Annotated in this window: 17 protein-coding genes; 12 read left to right on the forward strand and 5 right to left on the reverse strand. The window is 62.9% G+C overall.

What is annotated here, in order from left to right; genetic code table 11:
• The first annotated feature begins 36 nt into the window (after positions 1 to 36).
• Positions 37 to 2,316, forward strand: coding sequence for a secretin N-terminal domain-containing protein (locus tag LC094_RS04435; RefSeq protein WP_226550538.1), 2,280 nt, complete (start codon positions 37 to 39; stop codon positions 2,314 to 2,316).
• 60 nt (positions 2,317 to 2,376) lie between these two features.
• Here LC094_RS04435 and sctT read toward each other — a convergent pair whose 3' ends face one another.
• Positions 2,377 to 3,192 (reverse strand): type III secretion system export apparatus subunit SctT, encoded by an 816-nt coding sequence (gene sctT / locus LC094_RS04440; protein ID WP_226550539.1) that lies wholly within the window; start codon positions 3,190 to 3,192, stop codon positions 2,377 to 2,379.
• A 123-nt stretch (positions 3,193 to 3,315) separates the two neighbouring features.
• Between sctT and sctW the strand changes: the two genes are divergently transcribed.
• The 9 genes from sctW to LC094_RS04485 are packed head-to-tail and all read left to right on the forward strand — an operon-like array spanning position 3,316 to position 9,743.
• On the forward strand, positions 3,316 to 4,506 hold the full coding sequence (gene sctW, locus LC094_RS04445) for a type III secretion system gatekeeper subunit SctW (protein WP_226550540.1): 1,191 nt from the start codon (positions 3,316 to 3,318) through the stop codon (positions 4,504 to 4,506).
• A 9-nt stretch (positions 4,507 to 4,515) separates the two neighbouring features.
• A complete protein-coding gene (locus LC094_RS04450; protein WP_226550541.1) occupies positions 4,516 to 4,896 on the forward strand; it encodes a type III secretion system chaperone family protein in 381 nt (126 codons plus the stop codon).
• 57 nt (positions 4,897 to 4,953) lie between these two features.
• The gene (locus tag LC094_RS04455; RefSeq protein ID WP_226550542.1) at positions 4,954 to 5,532 is read left to right on the forward strand and encodes a tetratricopeptide repeat protein; all 579 of its coding nucleotides are present in this window, start codon (positions 4,954 to 4,956) and stop codon (positions 5,530 to 5,532) included.
• Complete coding sequence (locus LC094_RS04460; RefSeq protein ID WP_226550543.1) at positions 5,522 to 6,520, forward strand: hypothetical protein; 999 nt, start codon at positions 5,522 to 5,524, stop codon at positions 6,518 to 6,520. The genes LC094_RS04455 and LC094_RS04460 overlap by 11 nt, the downstream gene beginning before the upstream one ends.
• A gap of 22 nt (positions 6,521 to 6,542) precedes the next feature.
• On the forward strand, positions 6,543 to 7,472 hold the full coding sequence (locus tag LC094_RS04465; RefSeq protein WP_226550545.1) for a hypothetical protein: 930 nt from the start codon (positions 6,543 to 6,545) through the stop codon (positions 7,470 to 7,472).
• Position 7,473: 1 nt separating this feature from the next.
• Positions 7,474 to 8,007 carry a hypothetical protein gene (locus LC094_RS04470; protein ID WP_226550546.1) on the forward strand — a complete coding sequence of 178 codons (534 nt, stop codon included), beginning with the start codon at positions 7,474 to 7,476 and terminating at the stop codon, positions 8,005 to 8,007.
• A 26-nt stretch (positions 8,008 to 8,033) separates the two neighbouring features.
• Positions 8,034 to 8,489: a tetratricopeptide repeat protein gene (locus tag LC094_RS04475; RefSeq protein WP_226550547.1), complete on the forward strand. Its 456-nt coding sequence runs from the start codon at positions 8,034 to 8,036 to the stop codon at positions 8,487 to 8,489.
• Complete coding sequence (locus LC094_RS04480; RefSeq protein ID WP_226550548.1) at positions 8,482 to 9,060, forward strand: hypothetical protein; 579 nt, start codon at positions 8,482 to 8,484, stop codon at positions 9,058 to 9,060. Before LC094_RS04475 ends, LC094_RS04480 begins: the two co-directional genes overlap by 8 nt.
• Positions 9,057 to 9,743, forward strand: coding sequence for a hypothetical protein (locus LC094_RS04485; protein WP_226550549.1), 687 nt, complete (start codon positions 9,057 to 9,059; stop codon positions 9,741 to 9,743). The genes LC094_RS04480 and LC094_RS04485 overlap by 4 nt, the downstream gene beginning before the upstream one ends.
• On the opposite strand, the gene LC094_RS04490 is transcribed toward LC094_RS04485, so the two are convergent.
• From LC094_RS04490 to sctV, 4 genes are read right to left on the reverse strand one after another with little or no spacing between them, the layout of a single operon-like run.
• Complete coding sequence (locus LC094_RS04490) at positions 9,718 to 10,353, reverse strand: hypothetical protein (RefSeq protein WP_226550550.1); 636 nt, start codon at positions 10,351 to 10,353, stop codon at positions 9,718 to 9,720. The two genes, LC094_RS04485 and LC094_RS04490, sit on opposite strands and share 26 nt — an antisense overlap.
• Positions 10,341 to 10,718: a hypothetical protein gene (locus LC094_RS04495; RefSeq protein WP_226550551.1), complete on the reverse strand. Its 378-nt coding sequence runs from the start codon at positions 10,716 to 10,718 to the stop codon at positions 10,341 to 10,343. The genes LC094_RS04490 and LC094_RS04495 overlap by 13 nt, the downstream gene beginning before the upstream one ends.
• A complete protein-coding gene (locus LC094_RS04500; protein ID WP_226550552.1) occupies positions 10,702 to 11,523 on the reverse strand; it encodes a MotA/TolQ/ExbB proton channel family protein in 822 nt (273 codons plus the stop codon). Before LC094_RS04500 ends, LC094_RS04495 begins: the two co-directional genes overlap by 17 nt.
• On the reverse strand, positions 11,523 to 13,631 hold the full coding sequence (gene sctV / locus LC094_RS04505) for a type III secretion system export apparatus subunit SctV (RefSeq protein ID WP_226550553.1): 2,109 nt from the start codon (positions 13,629 to 13,631) through the stop codon (positions 11,523 to 11,525). The genes LC094_RS04500 and sctV overlap by 1 nt, the downstream gene beginning before the upstream one ends.
• Positions 13,632 to 13,799: 168 nt before the next feature.
• Here sctV and LC094_RS04510 point away from each other — a divergent pair, with 168 nt between their 5' ends.
• Positions 13,800 to 14,189 carry a hypothetical protein gene (locus LC094_RS04510; RefSeq protein ID WP_226550554.1) on the forward strand — a complete coding sequence of 130 codons (390 nt, stop codon included), beginning with the start codon at positions 13,800 to 13,802 and terminating at the stop codon, positions 14,187 to 14,189.
• Positions 14,186 to 14,743: an EscI/YscI/HrpB family type III secretion system inner rod protein gene (locus LC094_RS04515; RefSeq protein WP_226550555.1), complete on the forward strand. Its 558-nt coding sequence runs from the start codon at positions 14,186 to 14,188 to the stop codon at positions 14,741 to 14,743. The genes LC094_RS04510 and LC094_RS04515 overlap by 4 nt, the downstream gene beginning before the upstream one ends.

Below are 14,743 nucleotides of genomic sequence, written 5' to 3' on the forward strand. Positions count from 1 at the left end.
CTCTAGTGGTCATGCGTCGTGGCAGGAGTTGAGAATATGGGCATGAACGGTTTGCGGTTTCTCGGGGCAATGTCCCGTCCGTTGCGATATGGGGTCGTGGGCGTCTGTTTTTTGCTGGCCTCTTGTACGACGTCGGGCACAAGCTCTTCCGGTGCCGCGCCGCAACTGGTGTCGGCGCATCCGCGTGGCGGCGGGCCTGAGGTGATCACGGTCGCCCGCGACGAGACCGCGCTCAAACGCTTTTTCTCGGCGCAGAACCTGCGCGAAACCGTATTCTCCTCTCAGCCCACGCCGCGCCTCGCCTCCTCAGGCGCCCAGCCGACCGGCTTTCTCGACACCCGTCAACTGAATGCGCCGGGGGTGACCGGCGCCAATGCCGAGGAACAGTTCAACTTCGACACCTCCATGTTGGTGATCGAACCGCTGCGTCGGCAACAGATCATCGGCGGCGAATGGCAGGCCGATCTGGGCCGTGGCCCACGCGTGGCGCTGGACTTCACCAACGAGCCGTTGCGCAATGTGACGGAGAATGTTCTCGGCGGCATTCTGGGCGTGAACTACATCGTTTCCGACACGGTCGAGGGCACGGTCACCTTCCGCTCCGAAAGAGAATTTTCGAAATCCGAGCTGTTGCAGATCCTCTCTGACATTCTCGCAAGCCGCGGCTATCTGATCCAGTATTTCAACTCGGTCTATCACATCGGCCTGCCCGAAGAGCTGGAGCAGCTTACAGGGCTGCGCGGACGCAGCACACTTGAGAGCGATCAGACCTATGTTATTGAACTGGCAGGACCTTTGCCGGAAAACCTTGCCGAAGTGGCGGGCTCTCTGGTGCCGCCGGGCAATGTTGTGGCCGCAGTGCCGGGCAGCAACAATCTTGTGGTGCGGGGCGATCCGTCGCAATTCCAGTCAATCGAAGACATGGTGCGGATGCTGGCCGGGCGCCCGGGGCGGTCGCAAAAGCTGGCTATTTTGCCGCTGCGCCATGCCGCGCCCAATATTGTCGCGACGCAAATGGGCGATGTCTACGCGCAGCGTGGGCTGGGCGACGCCTATTTCCTGCCGATTGAACAGCGCAATTCGCTTTTGATCGTGGCCGAAAGCCAAGCCGCCGTGAATGCCGCGCGCGAACTGGCCGTCGGTCTCGATGTGAACAACCGCGACGAGATCGGCCTTCGGGTGATCCAATTGGCGCACCTCGATGCCACGGAAGCCGCAGAACAGCTCAACGAGATTTTCGGCGGCACCGGGCAGGCGGGGGTCACGAGTGAAACCACCGGCGACATCTCGGACATCGTCACGGCGGCCTCGGAAATCGCCAATTCGGGCACGTCGGCACGGGGGGTGAGCAGGAATGGCGCCAATGCGCCACGCTTCTTGCGCAATGGTGAAAGCGAGGACCAGGACGAGGCCGCGCCTGCGCCCCGTGTGGTGTCCGGCAATGCCGTCACCTCGCCGGTGCAGATCACCGCGAACACCCGCAACAATGCCCTGATGGTGCGCTCGACCTATGCTGATTTCAAACGCATCAACAATGTGGTGCGGGTGCTCGACACGCCGCAATCGCAGGTGGTGATCGAGGCGACCATCGTCGAAGTGACGATCAATGACGCGCTGCAATATGGCGTTCAGGCCTTCCTCGAGACCAGCGGCGTCTCCGTGCGCTCTTCCAGCTCGACGGCGGCCTCTGACAGTGGCGGGGCCGGGTTCTCTGCCATTTTGGGCAAGGACAGGAACCGTCAACTGGTGCTGAGCGCCTTGCAATCTGCGACCAATGTCAAAGTGATCTCTTCGCCCTATCTGACGGTGACGAATGGCTCCATGGGCCGTCTCGCGGTGGGCGATCAGATCCCCTATGTCACCGCGTCCCAGACCTCGAGCTCGGGCGGCGATGTGGTCGTGACGCAAGAGGTGCAGGCCAAGGATGTCGGTGTGATCCTTGAGGTTCAGCCGACGATTTCGCCCTCCAATGGTGTGACGCTCGATATTTCGCAAGAAATCAGCAGCGCCGCCTCTATCGAAACGGCCGCCGGGGCGAACCCCATCGTGTCTCAGCGCAGCGTGCAGAGCCAGGTCAATGTGCAATCGGGCGACACGATCCTCTTGGGTGGGCTTATTCAGGAGCGCTCGGAGAACAACGAAAGCGGTGTGCCGGTGTTGCGCAAAATCCCGGTGCTGGGCAATGCGTTCAACCAGACGGAAAACACCCAGGTGCGCACCGAACTGTTGATCCTCCTGACCCCGCGCGTGGCCCGCAACAACAGCCAGATCAACGACCTGACGCGTCAGTTGCAGTTGATGTCTGCAGCGAATTGATCGCGGACGGATGTCTGATCGGCACGTCTCTGTCTTGAGAGGGGCGTGCCGGGGTCGGGCTTATTGCGCCTGACTTGCGACGCGCATGATGGTGTAAAAGGTCTCGAGAAAGCCCCACATCTGATCCTCTTGCCCCAGCGCATAGCGGAACAGGAGCGGGATGTAGAAAATCAGGATGAACACGGCGATGGCGCTTTTGATCGGCATCGCGAGGATAAAGACCTGAATTTGCGGCGCAAAGCGGCTGACCATGGCCAGCGCGAATTCGGCCAGAAACATGATCGCGATCACCGGCCCGGAATACAGCACGACAAGCATCATGCCGTGGTCGAGCACGGTGAGCAAAAGCTCGGGGAAATCGGTGATGGTCAATGGCAGGGCCTGAAAAATCGGCCAGCTCGTGTAGGACCGGTAGAGCATCTGGATCATCACCAGAAAGCCACCGACCGAGAAGAAATAGGTGATGAAAGCCTGCGAAAACAGGATGCCTAGGGGCGAGGCCTCATGGCCCTGAAGCGGGTCGATGGAAGAGGCGATCGCGGCGCCACGTTGGTTGTCGATGTAATTGCCCGCCGCCTGCATCGCCCAGAACATCCAGAACACCAGATAGCCCATGACAAAGCCCAGAGCGACCTCCTTGGCGAAATATATCATGAACAACCCGGTGTTGTCGCGCAGCGCTGGCGCAAAAGGGATCGCAAGCGGCGTGAGCGGCAGGGCGATCACCAGAATCGCGACATTGCGCGCCATGCGCGGCACGGCGGTCGGCGCAAGCAATTGCGAGGCCGCGACAAAGGCATAGGCGCGGGGCAGGCACAGCAAAAATGCCGCCAGCATGTGTTCGCTCTCGCGAAACAGGGCAACGATCTGATCCAAGCTAAAGGTCCCTTTTTGACATCTGCATCATGCACGCGCGCGCGCGCGTGGCTTGTGTCGTCTGACACCGCGCTGAGGGTCAGGGGCGTGTTAGCCTGAGGCGACCAAAATGAGGGACCCATTGTGAGCATCACCTCCGCCAGAGAAACCGTTCAGAGCCAAATCGCGACCCATAATGCCGCATCTCCCGTCGGCAGCGACGTGATGGCAGGGCAGGCCGGAAAGTCGCGCCTGTCCGGCGAAAGCGTGCAGGTTTCGCCCAGTCAGGCCGACATCACCGATGCGCTCGAAGAGCTGGGCATGGCGGCGGCCACGCGGGGCAAATCCGACCTCGACAAGATGAAAATGCGGCGCGGCGCGGCGGCCAACCTCGATGCGCTGGGCCGTATCGCGGAATATTACGACAAGCTTCCCGACATGCCGTCCGACGACCGGCGCCGTGAGTTGGTGCGGGAGTTCAAGGGCTATGAGGACCTGTTCCAGAATGGCGGTGACGGCTCGAAGCTGCCGACCGCCGAAGACCTGCGCGAGCTGTTGCAGAGCTTCGATGGCGACATTGCGCATCAATTCGCAGCACTTGAGAATATCCGCGAAGAGGCGGTGCAATCCGGCGCACCTCAGGCCTATGTCGCGGTGCTCGACACCCTGCGCGAAGAGATGCGTCGCCCGGAAAATGCCCGCGAAATCATGGCGGGGTTTGCCTCGGCTGGACAGGCGCAGAAACTGGCGGGTGAGCTTGGGACAGAGCCAGAAGCCTATCGCAATTCCTACCGCGAAATCCTGCGCGAGACGCCCAATCTCGGGCGGTTGTTCGGTGCGTTGCGCCAGTTCGATCTGACGCAGAACTACGATCAGGTGATCGACAGTTTCATCGCCACGGCGGGGGCGGATATGTCCAGTTTCGGCCCCTCGACCGATGCGGTGCAATTGGGCGGCGTGGTCGCCGAGCTGTCCAAGCTCAAAACCCTGCGCACTGTGCTCGATATGTCCGTGACGGTGGGGGCCACGCTGGATCGCATGTGCCCACCGGACGGCAAGGCCGCCCGTCCCGATGGCGAAGAGATCGCCGCGCGGATGTTTGGTTTTGCCACGATGCCCACGCCGTCGATGGTCGAGGCTGAGAAATTGATCAAGCCCTATGAGGCGGAAGAGGCCGAGGTGCCGGTCGCGGCGATCAACCTGTTGCGCGATCTGCATGGCCAATTGCCCGATGCGGTGATGCCCTCGGATGCGGCGCGGCTCGGCCAGTCGCGCATTCTCATGACACTCTCGGATCGGCTCGTTGCCGCCGAAGACGCCGCTTACGAGGCATAAGGACACAGTATGACCACGCTTTCCAGACAGGCGACCTCCGCCGTGACCCGTTTCGCCGAAAATATGGGGCTGACCGCTTTGCCCGCCACGGACGGCAGCTTTGGCTTCGATTTCGAACGCATGGGGCGGGTGTCGATCACCGGCTCTGAGAGCGGCGATGTGTTGGTGTCTCTGACCCGGCGGCTGTTGCTCGACGGGGTGCAGAACCTCGCGCATCTGGCCGGGCAGGCGGGGATTTCCGATCTCGACGGGCAGGTGATCCATGCCGCGCGCAACCGCTATGACCAACCGGTGCTGATTGCCCGGCTGCGTGAAGAAGAGCTTGAGACCTCGCGCCTCGAAACCGTGATTTCCGATCTCGACGGGCGGTTCGCAGCGCTTGGGTGGTGAGGCTTTGGTGTGACCAATGTCACCCGGTATTTTTGGACGCGCAGATAAGGTGCCCGCATGACACAGCGCACTGCAGAGACATATGTGGCCGAACTCCTCGCCCCCGAAAACCGGGAGGCGGTCGAGGCCATTATCGCCGCCACCGAACGGTTTGAGGCCGAGTCCGGCATGGCCGAGAACCCCGTCTATCAGGGGCTGAAAGAGGGTCGGACACTGGCGCAGATCCGAGGGATGAGCCGCGAGGACCTCGAGGTGCTCTACGGCTACGGCTACACGCTTTTGACCCAGAAGTTCCTCGACAAGGCGTTGGTGATTTTTAGCCATCTCGCGCTGATCGATCCTTTGGAGGCGCGCAATCACTATTGCCTTGGGGCCTGCCTGCAACAGCAGGGCAACATGCGCGCCGCGCGCGACGCTTTCGCGACATTCATCGCATTGGACGCCACCAACCCCGAGGGGCTGATGCGGCTCGGGGAATGTTTGCTGGCCGAGGGCGATCGCGAGGCGGCCGGGGATGCGTTCCGGCTGGCGCTCGGAGAGGCCGAGAAAGGCCATGGCACGGCGAAATCGCGCGATGCGGCAGAGGCCCGGATCGCGATGCTTGACTTGACGACGGGAGACCAGAATGCGGATTGAAGACAGGGGGCCGCTCGGCGGCACCGGTGCGCTCGGCCCGGATGCGGAAAAAGAACGTGAGGTGCGCTCCAAAGGGACGTCGGGGGCAAGCGGTGCTGTCCCGGACGCCGTGCGCCCGAGTTATGCCAGCATGCTGGAGGGCCTCGCCGCCTTTGCGCCCACCGATCTGGGCACGGATTTCGAAGCACGTCTGGCAGAAATCGCTCAGAAAATGCAGGACGCGAAAGGCGAGGCCGATATGGATCGGTTGAGCAACGAACAGGAAACCAAACGCAACCAAATCCAGGAAAACCGCGACCGGCTCGATGCCGCGCAGGGTAAGATGGAAGGGTCGGGTGTGGCGGATGACGCGGGACGTGTCAGCGCCATCATCGGGTCTGTGGCGGCGGGCCTCGGCGCTGCGGCCATGATGGTCGTCGGGGCGGTCGTGACCGCCGTGCCGGGGCTTCAGGTGCTCGGCGGGGCCATGTTCATCGGTGGCATGTTTATGGCTGCGGGGGCGATCAATGGTCTTGTCGCAGGGGCCAGCGACAGTGGCATGGGCGTGGCTGGCAATCTTCTGACCGCCATCGGAGTGGAAGACGACGTGGCTGCGGGCTGGGATATGGCGGCGTCCATCACCTTGGCCGTGGGGGCCGTGGTCTCCGCCGTCGTCGGGACTGCGATCTCGGGGGGCGCGGGGGCACCTGCGGCTGTGGGGGCCATGCTGACCTTGGTCAATGCGGTCAACGCCGCGACATCGGGCGTCACTGCTGTCGCGACCAGCACCTCTGGCCTTGTCGCCAATGCGCTGAGATCCGATGCCGCTGAAATGCGCGCCCAGACCCAAGAGTCGCAAGCGGTCATCCAGCAGATTGATGGCCTCATGGAAGAGCTGATGGATTTCCTGAGAACCTCCACGGACCAAGTCAACGCCTTGCTCGACAGCGCTATGCAATTGCACCGCGACACGGGCGATAGCCTGTCACGCACCCGTTTCGCCGGGTGAGACATCACGAAAGGATACGATCATGCCTATTCAATTCATTCCCGGCCTTGGCGCAACCACCGGTGCTCAGCCCTCGCAATCCGAAGACATGGCCCCGACAAAGGGAGATGCACAAGCCGGCGCAGGGGCGCTGAGTTCGAGCTCTCCGCTTGAGGAGATGAGGGCCCTTTTCGAATCCGCTCTCTTGAACAACGGAAATCGCGCGGGCCAAGACGGGGCCGCGGGCGGTGCTGGCGCGGAATGGGGCACAAACGATCTTTTTTCTGACCCCAATGATTTCGATTTGAACGGCAGCTTTGGACGGTTGGAAGCGGCCGCAGAGAAACTGACCCAAGCCGGGATGGATCCGCTTGAGGTGTTGAATGAGCTTCTGGGCGAATTGGGCGCCGCCGAAGATCTTGCGGCGCTGATGATTGAATTTGCCTCCATGGGGCGTCAAAACGCGCTCGATCAACGTCTCAGCGCGCGCGATCAGGCGCGGGCCGATCTGGAGGGGCAGGCGCAAACCATGCGCGAGGCCGCCGTCACGCAGCTCGTGGTCTCCGTCGTCTCGACCGCCGCCGCCGTGGGGGCGTCGGTTGTCTCCTTCAAGGGGGCGGGGCAGGCCGGCAAGCTGGCGGGGGCTGCGAAAGACGCTTCTATGGAAGGGGCATCCGAGATGTCCACGGCGCTCAACACGCAGGCCCAGAACGTCAGCACGCGCGCACAGGCGGTGTCCGGGTTGATCAATGCGGGCTCCTCTGCGGGCGAAGGCGGCGGCAATATGATCTCGAAGAACATCGAAGCCGGGGGGCAGGAACTGGCCGCAAAAGCGCAGACCGAACAATCGAATGCCGAATTGGGCAAGAGCGTCATGGACGATTTCAAGGACTTGGTGCGCTCCATCATTCAGTTCCTGAAAGATCAACAACAGGCCGAGATCGATCGCATGGCCACAACCACCCGGATTTGAGATGCAACGCAGTTTTCCGTCTTCGCGAGGTCCCGAGGTTGCCGATGCCGTGACCCGCATCTGGCAGGTGCTGGGCCTCTCCGCTCCGATGGAGCCGATCGGCGCGCGGTTCGATTTCGAGCTTGAGGACACGCCCGTCGAGATTGCGCGCACCCCTGATGGGGCGGCGCTTCGGATCACCGCCACGCTTGGTCACCTCGCTGGCGACCCGCATCTGTGCGATGATCAGCTGTCGCGGCTTTTGAGGCTCTCGCTTGCGCTGGTCGGCGTGAACCGTGCGGTGCTGAGTTTTCCGGCGGGGCAGGATGCGGCACGGATCGCCGAGCTGTCGCGCCCGGATCATGCGCCCGAGGCCGTCTATGCGGAGATCGTGATCGCAGAGGCCGCAGAGGCGGTCGAGGCGCTGCGCGAGTTGATGCAGTGGCGCAGTTTTGCCGGGGATGTCATCGCGCCGGTGGGCCAGTCCCCCGACGCGGGCGCCCCTGTGGCCCCTCGGGCGCTTGACCCCGCCGATATGGTCATTTTCCAACCTTGAACCCCCTGCCGATGAGAAACTCTGACATGTCCCCTGATACCCTGCCCATTGGTCTCGCCGCTCAGTTTGGCCTGTCCCGCAACGATCTGTTGCCTGTCGCCCGACAAGCGCGCCAGAAATTGAACAGCGGCCAGCCTAAAGAGGCGCTTTCGCTGTTCGGTCAGCTGGTGCTGGGCTGCCCCGATGATCGCGATTTTCAGATCGGTCTGGCCCATGCCGCTCTGGCCTCAGACGAGCCTGAGCTGGCGCTTCAGGCCGCGACGGCGGCCATCGTTTTTGAGCCGACCCGCGCGGATGGCTATCTTTTGTCGGGCCGTGCCTGTTTGGCCCTCGAAGACTTCGGCGCAGCCGAGGAGGATTTCGCGGAGGCCGTCACCCGCGCCGCCAGCACCACGCCGGAGGGTGAAAGCCAGGCCGCCATCGGCCAAGTGGCGCAGAGCTGTCTGGACGCGCTCAAGACCGCTTTGATGGCGCATGGCTGATCTCAATCTGACCCAGGATTTGACCCATGACCTGACCCCGGCGGAGCAGGTGGCGATGCGGCAGGCTCTGGTGGGCCTCGCCGGGCAGACGGGGTTTGCCTATGACCGTGTGTTCGACGCTCTCACGGCGGGGCAGAGCCTTGTCGAGGCGCTGAACCTGCCGTCGGAGATTGTCGATTTGCTCTATGCCCAAGCCTTCGCGCGGTTCAACGCGGGCGATATTTCGACGGCTCAAAGCCTGTTTCTGGCGCTCACGCTGATCGCGCCCGAAGTGCGGGACCATTGGTTGGGCCTCGGCATTTGTTTGCGGCGGTCGGGCGAGGCGCAGGGTGCACCCGAGGCGGCGCAGGCCGCGTTTCTGAGGGCCGAAGAGATCGCCCCCGACGATCCGGCGGTGCAGTTTCACCTGACCGAGTTGATGTGCCAGCGCCGGGACTGGCATGGCGCCGAGGGGCATCTCAAACGTTTCATCGCCTTGCCCGAGACGGCGGCGCGGCTTCGGTTGATCCCTGAGATGCGCAAACTCGCCACCCTGCTCGAAACGCAACTGACGCGCAAAGGCAAAGCATGAGCGGGCCGGAGGGGCTTTCCGATCTGCTGCACGCCGTGCTTCAGCGCGAGATTGACCGGCTGGACATCGACAGGGCTGAGAGTGACATCCCTGAGGGGGACGACATCGAGACAGAGGAAGGGGGGGCGGCTGAGATCGCGCCCGGTCTCGGTGCGCTGTTCGTGCCACATTTCCCCGCGATCGAGACGTTCTCCGAAGGGGCGGCCCTGAGCCTCTCGGAACTCAGCCCGCCCGTCGATTGGCGCGATACGGACGGGGCGGCGCCGACGGCCTTTATGGAAACGCTTGTGGTGCTGAACGCCGCCATGGTGCCCGGCTGGCCCTTCTCGTCGAGCCTGCTGCGCGATGCGCCGATGCTGCCTCTGCCTGTGAAACCCGTGGTGTCCGAGCCGGGGGGCGAAATGTCAGAGAAAGAGCGCGCGCAATATCTGGCCAGCCTCATGGCTCCCTATCGCGAGGCGCTGTTGCGGCTGCGCAAGCTGTTGCGTGACATCGAACGGCTCGATCCGGCGGAGGCGGAAGGCGCTTTTCGGGCCTTGATGCAAATGCTTGGCATGGTGGCGCAGGCGGTGCGCGAGGCCTTGGACCTCAAAGATGCCGGGCTGCGGGTGGCTGAGGAATTGGCGCTGGCCAACCCGTCGCCGCAAGGCCCCGGATCTAAGCGGCATCGCTACCGGCTTTGAGCGCGCGCCGCCTCATCAACCAGAGCAGGGCGAAAAGCCCAAGAGCACATCCCAAGAGGTTGCTCAGACGAAACACAAGGGTTTGAAGCCGCGGCCACAGTGCGGGCGAGGCGGACGTCTCTTGTCCGCGCGGCATCACATCGCCTGCGCCTTGATGCAAGAGGACCGCCAGACGCGCTTCGAAGCCGTCACGCGAGGCGCCGCGGTTCGCGAGGGCCAGAAACCCCTGACGCCAGCCCGCCGGGGTGGCCAGAGCCTCAGGGACGGTGATTTCGATCCACTCCTGCCCCTGCAGGGTTGCGGCGGCCTGATCGTAATGCACGTGCGAGAGGACAAAAAGGAGAGCCGGTTGCGTCGGATCGGGCCGCTCTGACACCGGGTGCAGCCCCGTCTCATCGAGATCGTAGACCGTCACACCGGGGTGCAACCGCGCCCAAAGGGCATCGACCAAGGCGGCGGGGCCTTGGGGCGTTTGCCGATGGCCCGCCGCCTTGTCCGGCGCAGGCATGAGGGCGACCAGCGTCAGGGCCACCATCGAGACCGCCAAAAGATTGGCGGCCATATCGGGAAGCCAGCGCCACGAACTTTGGGGCGGAGTCACGGCGCGCATGACAATTTTCCCTCAGACAGATGACGCTCGCAGGCCGTGCTGCGGCGGATCAGGGTGATCTCTTGCCCGCCAAGCTGCGCCAGACGCGATTCCGTCAAAAACGCCGCTTCGCGCCCGTCGGGGTCGATGATCAATGTGACGGGGGCGGTTGTGAGGAGGGCCGTGCTGAGCGCATCGAGGGGGATGTGCTCGGAGGGGGAAAGCCAAAGCCCGGTTTCACTGGCGATCCAAGAGGCGGTGGGGGCGGGGGCTTCGTCGTTTGGCAGGACGCGCAAAAGCGCCATGAGCACCATCAACACGCCCGCCAGCCCCAACATCACATCGGCGCCGATCAGCGTGGGGAAGGCGTCAGTCTTGCGCCGCATCTTGATCCGTTTCTCGATCTGCTTGGGGCACAAAGGTTTCGACCAGCGTCAAGACCATGGCACCGCCCAGCCCAATCAACGTGGTTTCAAATGCACTGCCCAGCCCGCGCAGCATCTCGGTCAGGGCGGGGCCATCCGGTGTGCCACCTGCGAAAATTTCCGGCAGGGCGGACAGCGCGGTCATCAGGCCAAAGATCGTGCCGAAAAAACCCAAAAGCGGCAGAAGGCTTGAGAGCACAGTGGCAAAGCGTTCGGTGCGCAGGGTCCAGTGGCCTGCGAGCGATGCGGTGACGGTGAGTGACAGTGCCGAGAGAAAGGTGAGCCAGAGGCAGAGATGCACCGGGGTTTTCAACATGTAGGGTAAGAGCGCGGGGGCGATCAGGCTGCTGAGGGTGGCGAGGCCGAGGGTGAGCGCGGTGCCAAGGACCACCCCGTCGCGGGGTTGCGGCGTTTGCGTCGTGAGGCGGGGCAGCCAGATCGTGAGACATAAGAGAAACAGCGGCCAGACCTGAAAGCGTGACAGGTCCGGCGCGGGTGTGCCTGTCGTGCCCCAAAGCATCGCGACGGCGGCCCCGATGGCGAGGAGGGCCAAGAGGTGATCGGTCAGGTTTTGCAAGGTCGGTCGCCAGAGCATCCCGCCAATTTCGGCGATCACGGCCAAAAACGCCAAGGCATCGAGACCCGCGCGCAGAGGGTCCGGCACCAGCCCGCGCCCCAAAGCGTAAAAGATCAGCGCCAGCGCCGAAAAGCCGACCCGAAAAGGGGCATCGTTCGGGCCGGGTCCGGGGGCTTGGCGCGCCGACATCAGGACAGCTCGATGCGTTCGAGCGGCTGAATGTTCACCTGTGGGCTCAACTCCTGAAACGACAGAACCGCCAAGTCGGGGAATTCACGCTCGACGATCTTGCGCATGAAACGGCGGATGTCCATCGGGGCGAGCACCACGGGTTTGAGCGTGTGACGGCTCAGATCGCCCACGGTCTTGCGCAGGGCTGCGACCAGTTTCTTATGCGAATCCGGCGACAGCGTCAGATAGGAGGCGCCCGAGGTCTGACGGATCGCGCCGCGCACCTCATCCTCGATGGTTTTCGACAAAAGATAGGCCGAAATCACGCTTTGGCCGCCCGCGAATTTATGGGTGATGTAGCGGCTCAGAGCCGAGCGCACATGTTCGGTCAAAAGGATCGGGTCCTTTTCGCGCTGGCCCCATTCGACGAGCGCCTCCAAAATGGTGCGCATGTCGCGGATGGAAATTTCCTCCATCACAAGACGCTGCAACACATCGGCGATGGTGATTACCGGCAAGGTGCGATTGGCCTCGCGCACCAGTTCGGCAAAGTTCTTTTCCATCTCGCCCATGAGATACATGGTCTCCTGCACACCGATGAATTCCCCGGCGTGGGATTTCAGCATATGCGCCAGATGATAGGTCAGGATCGCGGGCAGGGTGAGGGTCTGAATATCGGCCTTTTGCAGCAAGGGCTCGTGTTTCGCCGCCACCCAGAGGCTTGGCATATTGGGCAGGAAATCGTCGCCGCGCTCGAAGGGAATGTTGAACATTTCGAGATTGGCAGGCGTTTCGCGCACGATCATGTAGCCGGGGCGCGACCGACCAACGGCAACGGGTATCTCATTGACCAGAATGCGATATTCGTCCTCGTCGAGCCGGTCGTTCAGGCGCAGGTGCACCCCTGGAAACGGCACGCCGAGATCGAAATAAAGCGCGCGGCGGACCTTTGCGACCTCGGCATCGAGGCGGCGCGGTTCGATATAATTGCGCACCGAGGTCGAAATATCGACGATCAGCGGCACGGTGAGGGCAAAGGTGACCGGCTCGACCTTTTCGATCGGCTCGGCCTTGCTGTCTTTCGGCAGGGTCGGCAGTTTGTCCGGCTGATTGGCCGGGGCCAGAGCGGGCATGAACTGGCTGGTTTCCATATCGGACAGCTTTTTACGGCCCTTGGTGATCAGCACGCTGCCGACGCCCGTGAGTGCGGCCAGACAGAGGAACACCACCGTGGGAAAGCCGGGAATGGCGGCAAAGCCCAACAGGATGCCAGAGGCGATCAGGAGCGCCTTGGGCTCGTTCATCAACTGACGGCCGATGTCGGTGCCGAGGTTTTCATTGTCGTCAGAGGCCACGCGCGTGACGATGAAACCGGCGGTGATCGAGATGAACAGCGCCGGGATCTGGCTCACCAGACCGTCGCCGATGGTCAAGATCGCATAGACGCTCACCGCGTCGCCCGCGCTCATGCCGTGTTGGGTGGTGCCGACGGCAACGCCGCCGATGATGTTGACGAAGATGATGATCAACCCGGCGATGGCATCGCCTTTGACGAATTTCATTGCCCCGTCCATGGCGCCGTAAAGCTGGCTTTCCTTTTCCAACTTGTTGCGGCGGGCCTTGGCGTCCTGAATGTCGATCATGCCGGCGCGCATGTCGCTGTCGATGGACATTTGTTTGCCGGGCATGGCGTCGAGCGAGAACCGCGCGGAGACCTCGGCCACGCGTTCGGAGCCTTTGGTGATCACCAGAAAGTTGACGATGGTCAGGATGAGAAAGATCACCGCGCCGACGACGAGATTGCCGGAGACCACGAAATTCCCGAAGGTCTCGACGATCTTGCCCGCATCCGCCTGCAACAGGATCAGCCGCGTCGTCGTGATCGACAGGGCGAGGCGAAAGAGCGTGGTCAGCAGCAGGATCGAGGGAAAGGCGGAGAATGCCACCACCTCGGAAAGGTAGATCGCGACCATCAGAAGGATCGCGGAAATACTCAGGTTGATCCCGATGAGCACATCCACCAGCTGCGTCGGCAGCGGCAGGATCATCATGAACACGATACAAATCAGCAGAAACGCAAGGATAACGTCATTGCGTTGCGAAAGTTTGGTCAGAAATTTCTGCACCGGGGCCCGTCCTTGAAACATAGGAAATCTGGGCGCGAAACGCCCCTGTTTCGGCCGGTGTATCCGCGCTGCGCTCTGCGCAAGTGTGTCAAACTTCATTCCCGATCTTCGGGAGCTGTGGCAGGTCGGGTTCATAATTCGTAAACGAACGGGACAAAGAGCGTGGGTATGAACCTTGACCGCGACGCCGCACGGCTATTGGCCGAGATCGGTTTTCTGGGAATAGGCCGGGGCGAGGGTGCCGCCGCGGCCGATATTTTCGCGACCCTGCGCCTGCTGCGCCCTCAGGACGATGCCGGCCCTATCGGTCTGGCGCTTGCCGCGCTTGGGGCGGGGGCCTGCGATCAGGCACAGGACATTCTCTCGCGCGCGCCGCAAACCGACGCTGTGGTGGCCTTTGCCGTCATGGCCCATGCGATGGGCGGGGATCGGGCACAGGCGGAGCTGTTGTTCGAGGACCTGCGCGCCATGCATCCCGACGCAGGGCTTGTGGCCATGGCCGAGGCGGCGCTTGCCGGGCCTGGCGCGGATCAGGAATTAGAAGGACAGGTTGGATGACGATCACCACTGAGCTGGGACAGTCCGTCCTGACACTCACGCAACCTGCCTCCGGCGCTTCGGCCTCGGGCGGCAGTCTTGCCAATTTTGAAACCGCGATGCGCAAGGCTTTGGCCTCGCAAGACGAGGTCGCGCCCGCCGGGTTCGAACCGGTGCAACTGGCGCAGACCGGGCCTTTGACCGAGGTGCCGCAGGCGGGGGCGATTTCTCCCGTCGGGGCCGCGGAATTCGACCCGCTGAACGCCCCCGTTGCGCCGCAACGGATCGAGGGTGCCACCGCCGCCGACACCCGTGCCGCCAGCGGATTGGGTGTTGTGGGGGCCGCCGAGGGCGCGCCGGGACAGACCATTCTCTCCGGGCTCGAACGCCTGCGCGGGGCCTTTGATGGCAAGATCGGCAGCGTCGGCGCGCGGATGGAAAACACCGAAATGAGCGTTCAGGCCATGGTCAGCCTGCAGGCTGAGGTGGTGGAATATTCCGTGCTTGTGGATGTGTCTTCGAAACTGGCGGGCAAGTCGACACAGGCGATGGACAGCCTGATGAAAGGCCAGTGA

The sequence above is a fragment of the Celeribacter naphthalenivorans genome, assembly GCF_020524585.1.
Classification (GTDB): Bacteria; Pseudomonadota; Alphaproteobacteria; order Rhodobacterales; family Rhodobacteraceae; genus Celeribacter; species Celeribacter naphthalenivorans.